17 protein-coding genes and 1 riboswitch are annotated in these 17,732 nt (G+C 70.6%); of the genes, 7 read left to right on the plus strand and 10 right to left on the minus strand.

Going from position 1 to position 17,732, the window contains the following annotated elements; genetic code table 11:
• The first annotated feature begins 14 nt into the window (after window positions 1-14).
• The 6 genes from NZH93_RS15760 (at window position 15) to NZH93_RS15785 (ending at window position 6,462) form a co-directional block, all read left to right on the plus strand.
• Window positions 15-719: an NUDIX hydrolase gene (locus tag NZH93_RS15760; RefSeq protein ID WP_308214205.1), complete on the plus strand. Its 705-nt coding sequence runs from the start codon at window positions 15-17 to the stop codon at window positions 717-719.
• 10 nt (window positions 720-729) lie between these two features.
• Entirely contained in the window at window positions 730-1,410 is a 681-nt protein-coding gene (locus NZH93_RS15765; protein WP_259623814.1) for an LON peptidase substrate-binding domain-containing protein, read from the plus strand.
• A 941-nt stretch (window positions 1,411-2,351) separates the two neighbouring features.
• Window positions 2,352-3,599, plus strand: coding sequence for an MFS transporter (locus NZH93_RS15770; protein ID WP_259623815.1), 1,248 nt, complete (start codon window positions 2,352-2,354; stop codon window positions 3,597-3,599).
• Window positions 3,596-4,351, plus strand: a complete 756-nt coding sequence (locus tag NZH93_RS15775; protein ID WP_259623816.1) for a putative hydro-lyase — start codon at window positions 3,596-3,598, stop codon at window positions 4,349-4,351. The genes NZH93_RS15770 and NZH93_RS15775 overlap by 4 nt, the downstream gene beginning before the upstream one ends.
• A 271-nt stretch (window positions 4,352-4,622) precedes the next feature.
• Window positions 4,623-5,414 carry a chitosanase gene (locus NZH93_RS15780; RefSeq protein WP_259623919.1) on the plus strand — a complete coding sequence of 264 codons (792 nt, stop codon included), beginning with the start codon at window positions 4,623-4,625 and terminating at the stop codon, window positions 5,412-5,414.
• Between the two features lie 214 nt (window positions 5,415-5,628).
• Window positions 5,629-6,462: a chitosanase gene (locus NZH93_RS15785; protein ID WP_259623817.1), complete on the plus strand. Its 834-nt coding sequence runs from the start codon at window positions 5,629-5,631 to the stop codon at window positions 6,460-6,462.
• A gap of 61 nt (window positions 6,463-6,523) precedes the next feature.
• Here the strand turns inward: NZH93_RS15785 and NZH93_RS15790 are convergent, their stop codons facing one another.
• The 7 genes from NZH93_RS15790 to NZH93_RS15820 all read right to left on the minus strand — a co-directional run bounded on the left by NZH93_RS15790 (window position 6,524) and on the right by NZH93_RS15820 (window position 13,661).
• Window positions 6,524-7,123 carry a DUF2567 domain-containing protein gene (locus tag NZH93_RS15790; protein ID WP_259623818.1) on the minus strand — a complete coding sequence of 200 codons (600 nt, stop codon included), beginning with the start codon at window positions 7,121-7,123 and terminating at the stop codon, window positions 6,524-6,526.
• A 36-nt stretch (window positions 7,124-7,159) separates the two neighbouring features.
• Window positions 7,160-7,345, minus strand: a complete 186-nt coding sequence (bsaP, locus tag NZH93_RS15795) for a biotin synthase auxiliary protein BsaP (protein ID WP_259623819.1) — start codon at window positions 7,343-7,345, stop codon at window positions 7,160-7,162.
• Window positions 7,345-8,373 carry a biotin synthase BioB gene (gene bioB / locus NZH93_RS15800; protein WP_259623820.1) on the minus strand — a complete coding sequence of 343 codons (1,029 nt, stop codon included), beginning with the start codon at window positions 8,371-8,373 and terminating at the stop codon, window positions 7,345-7,347. The genes bsaP and bioB overlap by 1 nt, the downstream gene beginning before the upstream one ends.
• 79 nt (window positions 8,374-8,452) lie before the next feature.
• A complete protein-coding gene (bioD, locus tag NZH93_RS15805; RefSeq protein ID WP_259623821.1) occupies window positions 8,453-9,169 on the minus strand; it encodes a dethiobiotin synthase in 717 nt (238 codons plus the stop codon).
• 76 nt (window positions 9,170-9,245) lie between these two features.
• Window positions 9,246-10,499, minus strand: a complete 1,254-nt coding sequence (locus NZH93_RS15810; RefSeq protein ID WP_259623822.1) for an adenosylmethionine--8-amino-7-oxononanoate transaminase — start codon at window positions 10,497-10,499, stop codon at window positions 9,246-9,248.
• Complete coding sequence (locus NZH93_RS15815) at window positions 10,486-11,715, minus strand: cytochrome P450 family protein (protein ID WP_259623823.1); 1,230 nt, start codon at window positions 11,713-11,715, stop codon at window positions 10,486-10,488. Before NZH93_RS15815 ends, NZH93_RS15810 begins: the two co-directional genes overlap by 14 nt.
• A gap of 134 nt (window positions 11,716-11,849) precedes the next feature.
• Window positions 11,850-13,661 (minus strand): PHP domain-containing protein, encoded by a 1,812-nt coding sequence (locus NZH93_RS15820; protein WP_259623824.1) that lies wholly within the window; start codon window positions 13,659-13,661, stop codon window positions 11,850-11,852.
• A gap of 95 nt (window positions 13,662-13,756) precedes the next feature.
• Between NZH93_RS15820 and NZH93_RS15825 the strand changes: the two genes are divergently transcribed.
• Window positions 13,757-14,581, plus strand: a complete 825-nt coding sequence (locus tag NZH93_RS15825) for an AsnC family protein (protein WP_259623825.1) — start codon at window positions 13,757-13,759, stop codon at window positions 14,579-14,581.
• A gap of 160 nt (window positions 14,582-14,741) precedes the next feature.
• On the opposite strand, the gene NZH93_RS15830 is transcribed toward NZH93_RS15825, so the two are convergent.
• The 3 genes from NZH93_RS15830 to NZH93_RS15840 are packed head-to-tail and all read right to left on the minus strand — an operon-like array spanning window position 14,742 to window position 17,580.
• The gene (locus NZH93_RS15830) at window positions 14,742-15,671 is read right to left on the minus strand and encodes an RluA family pseudouridine synthase (RefSeq protein ID WP_259623826.1); all 930 of its coding nucleotides are present in this window, start codon (window positions 15,669-15,671) and stop codon (window positions 14,742-14,744) included.
• Window positions 15,668-16,222 (minus strand): signal peptidase II, encoded by a 555-nt coding sequence (lspA, locus tag NZH93_RS15835; RefSeq protein ID WP_259623827.1) that lies wholly within the window; start codon window positions 16,220-16,222, stop codon window positions 15,668-15,670. The genes NZH93_RS15830 and lspA overlap by 4 nt, the downstream gene beginning before the upstream one ends.
• 23 nt (window positions 16,223-16,245) lie before the next feature.
• The gene (locus NZH93_RS15840) at window positions 16,246-17,580 is read right to left on the minus strand and encodes an aminotransferase class V-fold PLP-dependent enzyme (RefSeq protein ID WP_259623828.1); all 1,335 of its coding nucleotides are present in this window, start codon (window positions 17,578-17,580) and stop codon (window positions 16,246-16,248) included.
• Between the two features lie 35 nt (window positions 17,581-17,615).
• A riboswitch (SAM riboswitch) is annotated at window positions 17,616-17,730 on the minus strand.
• Between the last annotated feature and the right edge of the window lie 2 nt (window positions 17,731-17,732).

Here is a 17,732-nt window from a genome sequence, read left to right on the forward strand (position 1 = left end):
GATAGTATCAGCCCGTGGGTCTCGCGGGACATGAGGTGTTGGCCGCAGTACTCCAGGTGAGAGCCGGATCACTCCAGGTCATGCTTTGGCGACGCGCTAGGGAGCCGCACGCTCACCGTTGGTCACTCCCCGGCGGAGCGCTCGGCGACCGCGAGGACATCGAGGCCTCCATCCGCCGCCAGCTCGCGGAGAAGGTCGACGTCCGGCAGCTCTCCCACGTCGAGCAGCTCTCGGTCTTCAGCGCCCCGGACCGCGTCCCCGGACCACGGGTCGTCGCCACCGCGTTCCTCGGCCTGGTCCCCTCCGACATCGACCCCGTGGTGCCCTCGGACACCGGCTGGTTCCCCGTGTCGGGCCTGCCGGACACCGCGTTCGACCACCAGGCGATCATCCACAAGGCGCGGCACCGGCTGGGCTCGAAGCTCTCGTACACGAACCTCGGTTTCGCCTTGGCGCCACCGGACTTCACCATCTCCGCGCTGCGCGAGCTGTACTCGGCGGCACTGGGCTACCGGGTGTCCGCCACGAACCTGCAACGCGTGCTCTCCCGACGTGGCCTGCTGGAACCCACCGGCGACACATCACCCCCCGGCCCCACCGGAGGCCGTCCCGCCGCGCTTTTCCGTTTCAGCGCAAGGGGAATCCGGGTGACCGATCAGTTCGCCGTGCTCCGACCCCCGTCCGCGGGCCGTCCGGCGGGCACGACCGCCACGTCGTAACGTTGGTCGCGTGACCGAGACGCTCCCGCTCTTCCCGCTGGGCACCGTCCTGCTGCCCGGAGCGTCACTGCCCCTGCACATCTTCGAGCCCCGGTACCGGCAGTTGACCGTCGACCTGGTGACCGGGGTGCTGCCCGACCGGCAGTTCGGGGTGGTGGCGATCCGCGAGGGTTGGGCGATGGGCACGGACAACGTCGCCTCGCTGCGGGACGTGGGGTGTTCCGCGTTGTTGCGGGAGGCCCGGCGGTTGAACGACGGGCGGTTCGACATCGTGACCAGGGGGGAGCAGCGGTTCCGGCTGCTGTCCGTGGATCACCGGTCCGCGCCCTATCTGGTGGGCGAGGTGGAGTGGTTGCCGGACTCGCCCACGCCTTCGCCGGTGGAGGAGGTGTTGCCGTTGATGGCGGATTCCGCTCGGGCCGCGCACCAGCGGTATTGCGCCGCGGCTTGGCATCAGGAGGATTGGGCGCCTCCTCCGGCTGAGACGACCCATGATCTTTTGTCGTACCTGTTGGCCGGGGATTGTTTGTTGGCGTTGGAGGATCGGCAGAGGTTGTTGGAGGAGACTTCGGCTGCTCGGCGGTTGAGGTTGGTGCGGAAGATGCTGCATCGGGAGGCCGGGATCTTGGATGCGCTGCATGCGGTGCCGGTGCCGTTGGCGGAGTTCGGGCATGTGCCGCATCCGAATTGATCGAGTTCCGGGTTTTGGTGGTGGGTGGCCGATTTGACTTGGGGCCCCTAGATTTGCCCCTTCGCCGGGCAATAAGGGCGGAGGGTGAAGCTGCCGCCCGGCGCAAGTTTAAGGGGCAAATCCCCCAAGTAAAATCGGCCACGGTTGGGTTGGCGGCGTGGCGTTGGGTGCGTGGTGGGGTGGGTGAGGGAAGGCAGTTGGGGCGGGGTTCTGACTGCTGGTTAGGGTCGTTTTTGTAGGTCTTCCGGGTTGAGCGAGACAGGTCCCTGGGAGGCATCGGCGGGCGGGGTACGCCCGAAGCATCGATGGTGTGCGGCGTGTTTGCTCCCGCTTCACACCTCCTTGCGCTGAACCACACCCGCAGCATGCGCGTCCTGCCGCGCCCACATCACCTCACTTACCGCATCACCCTGCTCCACACCCGCATGACCTTGCCGCCCATCACCTTGCTCGCTCCACGCTGGCGTCCCATACGTCCCGCCACGCCCTCCGCACCTCTGCCCCAGCCGCTCCAACCCGCCCGTTCGCCCTCCACCGCCCTACCCCTGCCTGCCCACCGCTTGCCCTCTTTGCCTTGCCCCTGCCCTGCCTCGCCTTCTCTGCCCCACCTCGCCCTACCTGGCCTTTCTCCCTCTACCTGGCCTTCCCCCTCCCCTCGACCTCCCCCACCTGGCCTTTCTCCCTCCTTCCTCCCTCCTTCCTCCCTCCTTCCTCCCTCCTTCCTCCCTCCTTCCTCCCTCCTTCCTCCCTCCTTCCTCCCTCCTTCCTCCGCCTTCCCTCCCCCTCTCCTCCGCCTTCCCCAACCCTCCAGCACACACCCCCACGCCCCCGCACACCACCGGAACCTTCCACCGATTGCCCCATTGCCGGATTGTTCAACAATCCCCTAGTGTGTCCCACAGCACAACCATCCACGCTCACCACCACGCTGCGAGGTGCCCATGAGCACGACCCCCGTTACCCAGACAACCTCCGAGGGCTGGTTCAGGTCGCTCGGTCAGCGCGGCAAGCGTGCCTTCGTCGGTGCGTTCGGCGGCTACGGTCTCGATTCGTACGACTACTGGATCCTGCCGTTGAGCCTCGTGGCGATCACGTCGTTCTTCGGCATCTCCAAGGGGCAGGCCGGGTTGCTCAACACGGCCACGCTCGTCCTGTCCGCGCTCGGCGGGGCGGTGGCCGGGGTGTTGGCGGATCGGATCGGGCGCGTCAAGACGTTGTTGATCACGGTGATCACGTACGCGGTGTTCACGGTTCTGTGCGGGTTCGCGACGAGTTACGAGATGTTGTTGGTGTTCCGCGGGTTGCAGGGGCTTGGATTTGGTGGGGAGTGGGCGGCTGGGGCGATTCTGGTCGCGGAGTACTCGAAGCCGGAGTATCGCGGGCGGGCCGTGGCGTTCATCCAGAGTGCGTGGGCCGTGGGGTGGGGGCTTGCGGTTCTGGTCTACACGTTGGTGTTCTCGTTCGTGAGCGCGGACATGGCGTGGCGGGTGATGTTCTGGACCGGGGCGCTGCCCGCGGTGTTGATCCTCTACATCCGACGGACGGTGCAGGACGCGCCGGGAACCGTTGAGCAGCGGGAGAAGAGCAGTCGGGGGTTCTCCGCGATCTTCAAGGGCGGGCTGGGGCGGACGACGTTCTTCGCGGCACTGCTGGCCACCGGGGTCCAGGGTGGGTACTACACGTTGGCGACCTGGCTGCCGACGTACCTGAAGACCGAGCGCGGGCTGACGGTCATCAACTCGACGGGCTACTACGCGTTCCTGATCTCCGGCGCGTTCATCGGGTACGTGTGCGGCGGGTTCATCACGGATCGCTTGGGGCGCAAGAAGACCTTCGCGCTGTTCGCCGTCCTGTCGGCGATCCTGATCATGCTCTACACGCAGATCCCCGTCGGGGCGAACACCGTCGTGCTGTTCCTCGGGTTCCCGTTGGGCTTCTGCGCCTCGGCGATCTTCAGCGGGTTCGGGTCGTTCCTCGCGGAGCTGTACCCGACGGACGTGCGCGGCACGGGGCAGGGCTTCACGTACAACTTCGGGCGTGCCGTTGGGGCGTTGTTCCCGGCGGGGGTCGGGTTCATGGCCGAGAGCATGGGTGTGGGTGGGGCGATGGTGTTCGGGGCCGCGGCGTACGGGATCGCCGTGCTGGCGCTGCTCGGGCTGCCGGAGACGGTGGGACGTGAGCTGACGTGACACCGGACGAGGTTCGGGCCCGCGGCTGCGGGCCCACCTCGGGTCTGGCGCCGGGGTTCGCGCAGGCGAACCTGATCGCCGTGCCCGAGGACTGGGCGTACGACGTGCTGCTGTTCACGCAGCGGAACCCCAAGCCGTGCCCGGTGCTGGACGTGACGGACGCGGGCGGCCACCGCACGGTCCTGGCGCCGGACGCGGACCTGCGCACCGCGATCCCGCGCTACCGGGTGTGGCGGGACGGGGAACTGGTCGACGAACCCGGTGACGCGACGCCGTTCTGGCGCGACGACCTGGTGTCGTTCCTGATCGGGTGCAGCTTCACGTTCGAGGGCGCGCTCGTCGAGGCGGGCGTGCCGCTGCGGCACGTCGACCAGGAGCGGAACGTGTCGATGTTCGTGACGAACCGCGAATGCCGGGCCGCGGGGCGGATGCACGGGCCGATGGTGGTGTCGCAGCGCTGGATCCCGCACGCACTGGTGGACACCGCTCGGCGGGTGAGCGGTCTGATGCCCGCGGTGCACGGGGCTCCGGTGCACGTGGGTGATCCGGCGGAACTCGGCATCGCCGACCTGTCCGCGCCGGACTTCGGGGAGGCGGTCGTGCCCGAGGAGGGTGACGTGCCGGTGTTCTGGGCGTGCGGGGTGACGCCGCAGGCGGCGCTGATGGCGTCGAAGCCGCCGTTCGCGATCACCCACGCGCCCGGCCACATGTTCGTCACGGACGTGCCGGACTCGACCTACCGGGTGGGCTGACCAGCCCGTTTTGTCCGACTGGGGTGGGAACGTCCCACCTGGACCACCGGTACCGGGTGGTCCGAAAGCCCGCCTGAGACGAATAAGGCAAGAAGGTTGCCTAATCGCGATCCAGTGGTTTAGCGTGACCGCCATCACCCCCGGTCCCTGCCGGGTAGCTGACGGAAGACCGCAGACACCAGCCGCCGCAGCCGTGTGTCCCATCCCCTGTTTCGCGGAGGTTCCCGTGTTCATCTCAGGCAGGCTCCTGCGCCTGGCCGCGGTCACGACGATGTCGATCGCGCTCGTCTCGACGGCCACCGGCCCGGCGGCGCTCGCGAAGCCCATGGCCGCGGACGGCGTCACGGCGGCGGTCGACCTGACCGACGCCGCGAAGAAGGAGATCGCGATGAAGCTGGTCTCCAGCGCCGAGAACTCGTCGCTGGACTGGAAGGCGCAGTACAGCTACATCGAGGACATCGACGACGGCCGCGGCTACACGGCGGGCATCATCGGGTTCTGCTCCGGAACGCACGACATGCTCGAACTCGTGACCGAGTACACCAAGCGGTCGCCCAACAACATCCTGAAGAAGTACCTGCCCGCGCTGCGGAACGTGGACGGTTCGGACTCGCACGCCGGGCTGGACCCCAACTACACCAAGGACTGGAAGACCGCCGCGAAGGACCAGGTCTTCAAGGACTCGCAGAACTTCGAGCGGGACCGGGTGTATTTCAACCCGGCCGTGAACCAGGGCAAGTCGGACGGCGTCCGGACGCTGGGGCAGTTCATCTACTACGACGCGATCGTGATGCACGGCGACGGTGACGACAGCACCAGCTTCCGCAACATCCGCAAGCGGGCGCTGACCAAGGCCAAGCCGCCGTCGCAGGGCGGCAACGAGACCACCTGGCTGCACGCGTTCCTGGACGCTCGCGTCTGGGCCATGAAGCAGGAGGAAGCGCACTCCGACACCTCACGGGTGGACACGGCCCAGCGGGTGTTCCTGAACGCCGGGAACCTGGACCTGAACACCCCGTTGAAGTGGAAGGTCTACGGCGAGAGCTTCTCGATCAACTCCTGATCCGCGCCACGGGACGGGCCCTGTCGACCACGGTCGGCGGGGCCCGTTTTCTGTCCTGAGTAGACCGATCGATTTGTGGAAACCGTTGCCGGTAAACATGTTTTGCCGACGTTGTTGATAGGGAAGGAAGGTTGCCTAATTGCGCGGGCCGGGGTTACGGTGGCCGCCGCACATCCGCCGCCGTGCTCCACTCCCTTGCTCCACGGAGGTATGCGTGTTGAAATCAGGCAGGTTCCTGCGCTTGGCCGTCGTCGCCGCCGCGTCCGTCGCGCTGGTGTCCGGCGGTGCCGGAACGTCCTCCGCGTGGCCGATGGCCGCGGACGGGGTCCGGGCTCAGGCCGTCGACCTGGATTCCCCGGCGAAGAAGGAGATCGCCATGCAGCTCGTGTCCAGCGCGGAGAACTCGTCGCTGGACTGGAAGGCGCAGTACGGGTACATCGAGGACATCGGTGACGGTCGCGGGTACACCGGCGGGATCATCGGGTTCTGCTCCGGGACGCACGACATGCTCGAACTGGTGGAGGAGTACGCGCGCCGGGCGCCGGGGAACGTGCTGGAGAAGTACCTGCCCGCGCTGAGGGAAGTCGACGGGTCGGATTCGCACGACGGCTTGGATCCGGGGTTCACCGGGGACTGGGCCGCCGCTGCCGGGGACCCCGTCTTCCAGGGGGCGCAGAACGACGAGCGGGATCGGGTCTACTTCACCCCGGCCGTGGACCAGGGCAAGTCCGACGGCGTCCGGACGCTGGGGCAGTTCATCTACTACGACGCCATCGTGATGCACGGCGGCGGGAACGACTCGACCAGCTTCGGCGGGATCCGGAACCGCGCCCTGTCGGTCGCCCGGCCCCCGGCCCAGGGCGGCGACGAAGCGGCTTGGCTGCACGCGTTCCTGGACGCTCGCGTCTGGGCCATGAAGCAGGAAGAGGCGCACTCCGACACCTCACGGGTCGACACGGCCCAGCGGGTGTTCCTGAACGCCGGGAACTTCGGGCTGGACACCCCACTGGCGTGGCAGGTCTACGGGGACAGCTACCGGATCGGGTGAGACCAGCGGAACGCGAAGGGGGCCACCACCCGGCGGCCCCCTTCGGCGTTCGTGCGCGGGTCTAGCCCAAGCGGCGGCCCAGGTCGTCCATGCCGTTCCACGCCGCGAGGCAGCCGTAGGCCAGTGCGGTGGCCATCGGCCAGGCGACCACGCCCCACCAGGTTTGCAGGGCCGGGGCGGTCATGATGGTGTCGCCGACGGCGAACTCGCCGGTCGGGGCGTAGTGGTCGGCCGCCATGCCCACGCCGGTCTTCTGGCCCAGGTACGCCGCCAGTGCCGACCCCAGCACCGCCGCGAGCATGATGACCGGGCCTCGGCGTTCCCGCAGCAGCCACACGGCTATGCCGGTCAGCAGACCCGCGCCCAGGCCGAGCAAAACGAAGACCATCAGCGCGTCCAGGGCGTGGTAGCTCTCGCCGCCCACCGGGATCAACTGGGCGCCGTCCTGGACGACCTTGTTCTGCCCCGGCGCCAGGCGGGACCACAGCCAGCCGAGCGGCAGTGCCAGCGCCGACAGGGCACCCGCCAGGCAGACGGCCGGGAGGAGGTCGCGCTTGACGACCACCCGCGGGCGTCGTGGGTGGAAGTCGAGCACCCACTGCGGCAGCACTGGTGGGATGCGCACCGGCACAGCCCTGTCGTCCACCGGTTGTTCCACCACCCGCGACCTCCTCGTGAACCGAAGCTGACCCGGAGATTACCGCGCCGACGTGATCTCGCCGTGACGACTGCACCTGGCCGTCCAGCCCGCGGGGGTGACCTGGACGACCATCCGGCGGGCGCACTCGGCGCAGTAGCGCGGCGGGTCGATGACCGAGAGGCGCTTCTGGCACGCCGCGTGGTCGCCGTCCGCCTGCTTCCCGCAGTAGGAGCAGTACGCCATCAGAGCGTCTGGCTGAGCGCCTTGATGGGCATGCTCAGCTCGTCCAGCATCTCCAGGTCCTGCACGGCGGGGCGGCCCAGGTTGGTCAGGTAGTTGCCGACGATGATCGCGTTGATGCCGCCGAGCATGCCCTGCTTGGCGCCGAGGTCGCCGAAGGTCAGCTCGCGGCCACCCGCGAAGCGCAGGATGGTGCGGGGCAGGGCGAGCCGGAACGCGGCCACGGCGCGCAGCGCGTCCGCGCCCTCGACGACCGGGTAGTTCTCGTACGGGGTGCCGGGGTTCGGGATGAGGAAGTTCAGCGGGACCTCGTCGGGCTCCAGGGACGCGAGCTGCACGGCGAACTCGGCGCGCTGGGCGAGGGTCTCGCCCATGCCGATGATGCCGCCGCAGCAGACCTCCATGCCCGCGTCGCGGATCATCCGGAGGGTGTCCCAGCGCTCTTCCCACGAGTGGGTGGTGACCACGTTCGGGAAGTGCGACCTGGCCGTTTCGAGGTTGTGGTTGTAGCGGTGGACGCCCATCGCCACCAGCTCGTCGACCTGCTCCTGGGTGAGCATCCCGAGCGAGCAGGCGATCTGGATGTCGTTGCCGTCGTCGCGGATGGCCTTGATGCCGTCGCGGACCTGGGAGAGCAGGCGCTTGTCCGGGCCGCGCACGGCGGCCACGATGCAGAACTCGGTGGCGCCCGTGTCCGCCGTCTGGCGGGCGGCCTTGACCAGGCCGGGGATGTCCAGCCACGCCGAGCGGACGGGCGACGGGAACTGGCCGGACTGGGAGCAGAAGTGGCAGTCCTCGGGGCAGCCGCCGGTCTTGAGGGAGACGATGCCCTCGACCTCGACCTCGGGGCCGCACCAGCGCATGCGCACGTCGTGCGCGAGGGCGAGCAGATCGGAGATCCGGTCGTCGGGGAGTTCGAGGACCTCCAGCACCTGGGCTTCGGTCAGGCCGACACCGCGCTCCAGGACCTGCTCGCGGGCCACGTCCACGACGTCGGTGCTGCGGTCGACCTGCTCGGGTGCTGCGGTCACGACTTCTCCTTCGGCAGACGGGCGTTCGAGCAAGTGTGCCGCACGGCACGGATCGAGTCCGCGCGACGAACGTCACCCCCTACACGTAGTGCGAGGCGAACGCTTCCGGGTCGAAGGTGCCGCCGAACCAGGGTGACAGCGCGCCGCGGGCCACGTCGAGGAAGTCGGCCGGGTGCAGCCTGGTCACGCCGTTGGGCAGCACGCCGAGCAGCGGGCCGCCCGCGGCTTCCGGCAGGTCGGTGAGGTTGCTGCGGCACGCGAGGTCGGGCGCGGCGGGCCAGCGGCCGACGACGACGCCCAGCGATTCCAGGCCGCGGTGGAGGATCGCCTCGGCGGTCAGCGCGGTGGCGTTCAGCGTGCCCAGCCCGGCCGCCGCGACGACGAGCACGGGGGCGTTGAGCGCCCACGCCGCGTCGGCGATGGTCGTGCCCTTCTCGTCGAACCGCACCAGCAGCCCGCCCGCGCCCTCGACCAGCACGAGGTCGTGGGTCGCGTTCAGCTCGGTCACGGCGGCGGCGATCTCCGACGGCGACACGGTGGGTCTGCCCGCGCGCCTGGCGGCCGTCGCGGGTGCCAGCGGGTCCGGGTACCTGGCCAGTTCACGGGTGGTGATGGCCGGACCCGCGAGGCGCAGGACCTCGTCGACGTCGCCGGGCTCGCCGGGCAGCAGCCCGGTCTGCGCGGGCTTGAGCACGGCGACCCGTCTGCCGTCGGCGGACGCGACCGCGGCCAGCGCGGCCGTCACGGCCGTCTTGCCGACCTCGGTATCGGTACCGGTGATCACGAGGACGCTCACGGGGAACCACCCTACGCAGAAGCGGAGGGCACTACCGGTTGACGGGTGTCCCGTGGCCGGGCCGGCGCCCGGATCGTTATCCCGCCTTCGCGGCCGCCACGACCGCCGCGCAGATGGCCGCCACGTCGTCGTCCGTGCAGACGAACGGCGGCATCGTGTAGACGAGGTCGCGGAACGGCCGCAGCCACACGCCGTGGTCGATCGCGGCGGCGGTCGCGGCGGCCATGTCCACCTCGTGATCGAGCTGCACGACGCCGATGGCTCCGAGCACCCGCACGTCGCCGGGCGCGTCGGCGAGGCCCGCCTTCAGCCCCGCCTCGATCCGCCGCACCTCGCCCCGCCAGTCCTGCGAGAGCAGCAGGTCGACGGACGCGGACGCCACGGCGGCGGCCAGCGGGTTGCCCATGAACGTCGGCCCGTGCGCCAGGACCGGCACCTCGCCGCGGCTGATGCCGTCCGCCACCCGCTCGGTGCACAGCGCCGCGGCCATCGTCAGGTAACCGCCGGTCAGGGCCTTGCCGACGCACATCACGTCCGGGCTGACGTTCGCGTGGTCGGCGGCGAACAGCTCGCCGGTGCGGCCGAAGCCGGTGGCGATCTCGTCGAAGACCAGCAGCACGTCGTTGGCCAGCGTCAGCTCGCGCAGCACGTGCAGGTAGCGCGGGTCGTGGAAGCGCATCCCGCCCGCGCCCTGCACCACCGGCTCCACGATCACCGCGGCCAGCTCGTCAGCGTGCTCCTCGATCAGGTCCGCGAGGTGCTGCACGTACGCGGTGTCCATCTCGGCGGGCGGCGCGTCGGCGAACACCTGCTCGGGCAGGACGCCCCGCCACAGCGAGTGCATCCCGCCCTCCGGGTCGCACACGGACATCGGCTGGAACGTGTCGCCGTGGTACCCGCCCCGCCAGGTGAGCAACCGCCGCTTGGCCGGTTTCCCCTGCGAGCGCCAGTACTGGAGGCACATCTTCACGGCGACCTCGACCGACACCGACCCCGAGTCGCACAGGAACACGTGCCGCAGCGGCTCCGGCGTGATCTCGACGAGCTTCGCCGCCAGCCGCACGGCGGGCTCGTGCGTGAGCCCGCCGAACATCACGTGGCTCATCCGGCCGAGCTGGCCGCGCACCGCGTCGTCCAGGACGGGGTGCCGGTAGCCGTGGATGGCCGCCCACCAGGACGACATGCCGTCCACCAGCTCACGGCCGTCGTCCAACCGCAGCCGGACACCCTCCGCGGACTCGACGACGAGCGGCGCGCGGGTGCCCGGCATCGGCCCGTACGGGTGCCAGACGTGCTCCCGGTCCAGTCTCAGCAGCTCATCGTGGTCCACGGGGCGACAGGCTAATCGGGAACCGCTCCAGCCCGTGCAGCAGCGTGCTGTCCTTCCACTTCAACGCCTGGGACGGTTCACCGGCCAGGTCGAGGTCGAACCGGTCGAGCAGCGAGCCGATGGCGACCGCGCCCTCCAGCCGCGCCAGCGGGGCGCCGAGGCAGAAGTGGATGCCGTGCCCGAACGCGACGTGCCCGCCGGTCGCGCGGGTGATGTCCATCTTCGCGGGCTCGGGGAACTTCTCCGGGTCCCGGTTGGCGCTGAGCAGCGACACCAGCACGAACTCCTCGGCCGGAATCGTCACGCCACCCAGCTCGGCCTCCTCGGCGGTGTAGCGGAACGTCGCCATGTTGATCGGCCCGTCGATCCGCAGGAACTCCTCGACCGCGTTCCCCAGCAGCGACCGGTCGGCGAGCAGCAGGGCGAGCTGGTCCGGGTTGCGCAGCAGGCCCAGCACGCCGTTGCCGATCAGGTTGACCGTGGTCTCGTGGCCCGCGACCAGCAGCAGGAACGCCATCGAGATCAGCTCGGCCTCGTTGAGCCGGTCGTCGTCCTCGCTGGCGTGGACCAGCGCGGAGAAGATGTCGTCGCCGGGGTTCTCCCGCTTGCTCTGGATCAGGCCCGCCAGGAACGCGTACATCGAGGCCGCGGCCTCGTTGATCTCCTCCTGCGTCGAGTCGGTGAGCAGCGTCCCCGACCAGATCCGGAAGTCGTCGCGCTGGTCGAGCGGCACGTCCAGCAGCTCGCAGATCACCGTGATCGGCAGCGGGAACGCCAGCGCGTCCAGCAGGTCGACCTCCGACCTGCCCTCCATCTCGTCCAGCAGCCGGTCGGTGATCTCCTGGATCCGCGGGCGCAGGGCTTCCATCCGCCGCGCCGTGAACGCCTTGTTCACCAGCTTGCGCATCCGGGTGTGGTCCGGCGGGTCCATGTTCAGCATGTGCGAGGCGAACGACTGGTCGAACTCGCGCCGCGCCACCCCCGGCTGGAGGTGCTTGCCGAACAGGTCGCCCGCGGCGGCGAAGTTCTTGCTGAACCGCGGGTCGGACAGCGCGATCCGCGCCTCCTCGTGCCGCGTCACGACCCACACCTTCAGACCGCGCGGCAGCACCAGTTCGGACACCGGCCCCACTTCGCGCAGCCGCTCGTGCACGGCGTGCGGGTCCTGGAGGTACTCGGCCCCGAGTTTCTCGAACCCGGCCTCGGTCGTCTGCATGACACCCCTCCCATGGTGAGTTAACTGTGTTAACTGAACGTCCGGACATCCATCGGTGTCCCATGTTCTTGGTCTTGTCACTCGAATGGACGAGCCACTTCCGACAAACCCGGCGAAGCCCCACCGACCGTGTCTCAGAACGACAGCACCTCACGTTCCGCGGTCAACCGCTCATCCTGCGTCCACGACTCGTCCGGCACGACCACGTCGAACTCCTCACCGCCGAACAGCCCGAGCTGCCCGCCCTCCTCGGCCAGGCTGGCGGCCACCACCGCGTCGAAAGCCCGCCCGTGCACCAGGTGCAGCCCCTTGCGCGGGTGCCCGAGCGAGTCGAACGCCCCCGCCTTCACCAGCGCCTCGACCGCCTTCCGGTCGCACACCCCGAGGTCCACCTTCCGCAGGAAGTCGAAGAAGTCCGCGAACCGGCCCCGCTCCTCCCGCGCCCGCACGATCGCGTCGACCACCTCGTCCGCGACGAACCGCACCGCCCCCAGCCCGTACCGCACGTCGGACCCGACCGCCGTGAAGTCCCGGCGGGACAGGTTGACGTCCGGCGGCAGCACCCCGGCGCCCGCGGCCGACGCGGGCTCCGCCGTCACCACAGCGGCCAGGTGCTCGGCCGGGTAGCACTCGGCCAGGTGCCCGAGCCAGGAAGCGCGGGGCACGCCGCCCAGGTCCACCGCGGGCTTCCCGTTGAGCACGACGTTCCGCAGCAGGTCGGCGACCAGCGCCACCTCGGCGGAGCCGACCAGGTCCACCACCGAGAACCCCAGCGCCTCGCACGCCTCCCGGTCGAACTGCGTGACGAGGGCGCCGTCACCGGGTCGCGTCCAGAGCGGGACCCGCTCGACGAGCGCTTCCCCGGCCACGACCACCGCGACCGGGTCCACGCCCACGTCCCGGACCAGCCCCTCCAGGTCCGGGTGCGGCAGCCTCGCGGAACCCCTGATCCGCGCGAACGCCCCCACCCGCGCGACCCGGTCCCACCCCCACCGCTCCCCCAGGTGCCGCAGGACGTCCTCGCGACGGCGTTCGTCGACCTCAAGACCCTCGCCGACCAGCACCCCGCTGCCCGCGGCCCACGCCACGACGTCGTCGACCACGGACGGACCCGGCCCGCCCCGTGCGAACATCCCCGCCGGATCGACCCGCTCGGCCACCGCGAGCGTCCTCCGGCACCCCTCCTGCCAGGCGTCGGACGAGTCGAGCGCGTACATCTCCTCGGCCGACCTCAGGTGGTGGCCGGAGCCGCCGAGCCGGAACCGCGACGGGTCCCGCACCGTCTTCCCCGAGCCCAGCGACAGCAGCGCGTCCTGCACGGCGGCGTCCGAGGCCCGCACGTGGTGCACGTCGTTGGTCACCACGACCGGTGCGCCCAGCTTCGCCGCGACCCGCAGCAGCCCGTCCCGCACCACGCGCTCACCGGGGACGCCGTGGTCCACCAGTTCCACGAAGAAGTCGTCCGCCCCGAACACGTCCCGCCACAGCGCCGCGACGTCGAGCGCCTCCCGCTCCCGCCCGGCCCGCAGCAGCGAGGCCACCTCGCCGGACGCGCACCCGGTCGTCCCCATCACGCCCGCCGAGTGCGCGGCGACCACCTCGACGTCCACGCGCGGCAGGCGCCCCACCCCCGCACTCGACAGCGCCAGCAGGTTCCGCAGCCCGCGCGCGTCCCGAGCCCACAGCGTCAGGTGCGCGCCCGCCCGGTCGACCTCGACCCCCGACGTCGGCGCGACGAACGCCTCGAGCCCCACGACCGGCGTGATCCCGGCGGCGACGGCGGCCCGGTGGAACTCGTGCGCGCCGTGCAGGACGCCGTGGTCGGTGATCGCCACGGCGGGCATGCCGAGCCGCGCGCACTCGGCCACCAGGTCCGGGACCCGAGCGGCCCCGTCCAGCACCGAGTACTCCGTGTGCACGTGGAGGTGCACGAACGAGCCCGTCACCCGCACCACCTCCACCCCGGCGGAGGCCTCGACAGTAACCCCGGCCAGGGGTGGCGACCACACGGTGATCAGCGGCGACCGGTAGCGTGAGAATCGTGGTATCGCCTGATCCCGTTGACGCCCGCCTCCTCGCCATGATCGCGGAGATGGGCCGTGCGGCCGTGCACGAGGTAGCCGCGAGGCTGGGCATGGACCCCCGCGAAGCCGCGTCGAGGTTGATCACGCTCTCCGGCAGCGGCCTCCCGCTGCTCGTGGGCGTCGAGTGCGATCCGAACGGAATCCGAACGGCACTGGCCAACAGCATGGCGTGGGGCAGCTACACCGGCCCGCCGAGGCCGTACCCGCCCTACCAGGCACCCCCGAGCGTGCCCTTCCCGGCTCAGCAGCCCCCCGGCCAGCAGCAACAACCGCAGCAGACCTGGGGTCCGCCCCAGTCGGCGGCGTGGGCCAGGACCGACCAGCAGCCGATGTTCGGCGGCTCGAAGGGCGCGACGGGCCAGCGCACGGGCAAGATCGGCACCTCGCTGGAGACCGAGGGCCTGGAGGGCGCCACCTTCTCGATCCAGTTGATCGAGGTCGTGGATCCGGCGGACTTCCTCTTCACCGCGGCGGGCTACAAGCTCGCGGACGGCGAACGCGCGGTGGTGGTGCACACGGAGCTCACCAACACCGGCACGATCCCGTTCAACTCGCTGCCGGACATGTACCTGGTGCTGATGGCCCGCACCGGCGAACCGGTGGCCAAGGCCCCGGTGTCCCTCTCGTCCCGCCCACCGCACAAGATCGGCGTCCAGCCGGGCGAGACGGCGGGCGGCCACACCGTCTACGTGCTGCCCGAGGACACCGTGATCACCGCGGTCCGGTGGAGCGCCCGGCCGGAGATCGACCTGAACACGCTGGTCTGGACGATCGACGACTGATGGACGGCTGATCGACGCGGCCGTCCAACGATCGACACGGCCGATTTTACTTGGGGGATTTGCCCCTTAAACTTGCGTCGGACGGCGGCTTCACCTTCCCGCCGTTTTGGTCCGACGAAGGGGCAAATCTAGGGGCCCCAAGTCAAATCGGCCCCGCGGCCTATCCCTCGGCTCGCAACAGCTCCAGCGCGTCGGCCAGGTCGGCCGGGTACTCGGACGTGAACGACACCCACTGGCCGTCGGCCGGGTGGTGGAAGCCGAGCGTCCTGGCGTGCAGCCACTGGCGGGTGATCTTCAAGCGCTTCGCCAGCGTGGGGTCCGCGCCGTACGTCAGGTCGCCGACGCACGGGTGGTGCAGCGCCGAGAAGTGCACCCGGATCTGGTGCGTGCGCCCGGTCTCCAGGTGGACGTCCAGCAGCGACGCTGCCCGGAACGCCTCGACGACCTCGTAGTGCGTGATGCTGGGGCGCCCGTTGGCCATCACGGCGAACTTGTAGTCGTGCTTGGGGTGCCGGTCGATGGGGGCGTCGATGGTCCCCTTGATCGGGTCCGGGTGCCCCTGGACCAGCGCGTGGTACAGCTTGTCCACGGTCCGTTCCTTGAACGCGTGCTTCAACGCCGAGTACGCGTTCTCCGACTTGGCCACCACCATCACGCCGGTGGTCCCGACGTCGAGCCGGTGCACCACGCCCTGGCGCTCGGCGGCACCGGAGGTGGCGACGTGGATGCCCGCGCCCGCCAACCCGCCGACAACGGTCGGGCCGGTCCAGCCGGGGCTGGGGTGGACGGCGACCCCGACGGGCTTGTCCACCACGATGATGTCGTCGTCCTGGTACAGCACGACGAGGCCCTCGACCTTCACGGCCTGGATCTCCACCGGCCGGGGCGGCTCGGGCAGGGTCACCTCGAGGGTTGACCCGGCCATCAGCCGGTCCGACTTCCCGGCGGGCTGACCGTCCAGCACCACGTCACCGGACTCGGTCAGCGCGGCGACGGCCGTCCGCGACAACCCGAGCAGCTTCGCCAGTCCGGCGTCGACGCGCATCCCGTCGAGACCGTCCGGCACGGGCAGGGTGCGATACCCGCTCATCCTTTTTCCTTCTTCACAGCACGAGTGCCGTCGTAGTCGCGCTGGAGCAGCGCCATCGTCACGATGAGCACCCCGCCAACGCAGATGGCCGAGTCGGCGAGGTTGAACACCGGCCACACCCGGCCGTAGGGGTCGAACAGGGACAGGAAGTCCACCACGTGCCCGCGCAGCGGCCCCGGCGCCCGGAAGATCCGGTCGCCCAGGTTGCCGAGCGCGCCGCCGAGCACCAGCCCGAGGCCGACGGCCCACGGTCCGGACCGCAGCTTCCGCGCGATCCACACGATGAACCCGACCACGCCGAGCGAGATCAGCGCGAGCACGGCGGTCCAGCCCTCGGCGAGCCCGAACGCGGCGCCGCCGTTGCGGATCAGCGGCAGGTACAGCACGCCACCCAGCAACTCGACCGGCTCACGGCCTTCCAGGAAGGCGACCGCGGCGATCTTGCTGAACACGTCCGAGCCGAGCACCAGGATGGCCACCACCGCGAGCAGCACCAGCCGCCGCCGAGGCAGCGCGGCAGGCGTCACGTCGACATCGGGTTGGGTGGACACCCACCCATTGTCCCAGCAGCCGCTCAGGACAGGAACGGCGGGAGCGGGCGCGAGTCGTTTTCCGGCACCCAGCGCCCGTCGCGCTGGACGTAGCTCCACTTCGGCCCCTCGGCCACGAGGGAGCGCAGGGCCGCGACCAGCCGGTCCACGTGGTCCTCGGTGCTGCCCAGGCCCAGCGACGCGCGCAGCGCCCGCTGCTCGTGCGCGCCGGCCTCGTCCAGCAGCCGGGTCACGGCGACGTGGGCGCAGAACGCCCCGTCCCGGACGCCGATGCCGTGCTCGGCGGACAGCGCGGCGGCGACGTACCCGGCGTCGTGGCCGCTGATGGTGAAGCTGACGACGCCGACCCGGTCGTGGTCGGCCCCGAACAGGCTCAGCTCGCTCAGGCCGGGGATGGTCGCCAGCCCGGCGCGCAGCCGGGCGAGCAGCACCCGCTCGTGCTCGACGGTCTGCTCCCAGTGGCGCCCGAGCACGTCGCAGGCCACGGCCAGCGCGTGCACGCCGACCACGTTCGGCGACCCGGCCTCGTGCCGCTCGGGCACCGCGGACCAGGCCACGCCGAGGCGGTCGCCGTGGTCGGTCACGAGCTTGGTGGCGCCACCGCCGACGAGGTACGGCTCCGCGGCCTGCAACCAGTCGGACCGGCCGACGAGCACGCCGGAGCCGAAGGGGGCGTAGACCTTGTGGCCGGAGAACACGGTGTAGTCGACGTCCAGCGCCCGCACGTCCACCGGGCGGTGCGGGGCGAACTGCGCGGCGTCCAGCGCGATCCGCGCGCCGTGCCTGCGGGCGACCTTCGCGAGTTCGGCGACGGGCCACACCTCGCCGGTCACGTTCGACGCGCCGGTCACCACGACCAGGCGCGGGCCGACGGGGCAGGACGCGAGTTCGCGGTCCAGCACGGCGACGGCGGCCTCGGCCGACGACGGGGTGGCGATCCGGCGCACGTTCGGGCCGCGCCACGGCAGCAGCGCCGCGTGGTGCTCGGCGTCGAACAGCACGACCGAGGTGTGCCGGGGAAGGCTGCGCGCCAACAGGTTCAGCGCGTCGGTGGTGTTGCGGGTGAACACGACGGCCTCGGTGGAGCGGGCGTTCACGAAGCGGCGCACGGAGTCCCGCGCCTGCTCGTACACCCGCGTCGACACCTGCGAGGCGAAGCCCGCGCCGCGGTGCACGCTGGCGTACCAGGGCAGCAGCTCGTCGACCGCGTCCCGCACCTGCTCCAGACAGGGCGCGCTGGCCGCGTGGTCGAGGTTGGCGTACTCCACGCGTTCCCCGGTCACCAGGGGCACGCTCAGGGAGGACCCGACAACACCGGGGATGGCGGGAGCGGTGCTGCGGGGGATGGCGATGGTCATGGTGACGGCCCTTCGGGTCCCGGGGACCCGGCGTGGGCCCGCGCTTGCCCGGACGCGCTGCGCGCCGGGCCAGGTCTTCACCGTGGGCACCCCACCGCGGAGGAGGGTTGCCGGCCAGCTAGCACGGGCTTCGCGCTGGCACTCATGACCTT

This window comes from Umezawaea endophytica (assembly GCF_025061645.1).
Classification (GTDB): Bacteria; Actinomycetota; Actinomycetes; order Mycobacteriales; family Pseudonocardiaceae; genus Umezawaea; species Umezawaea endophytica.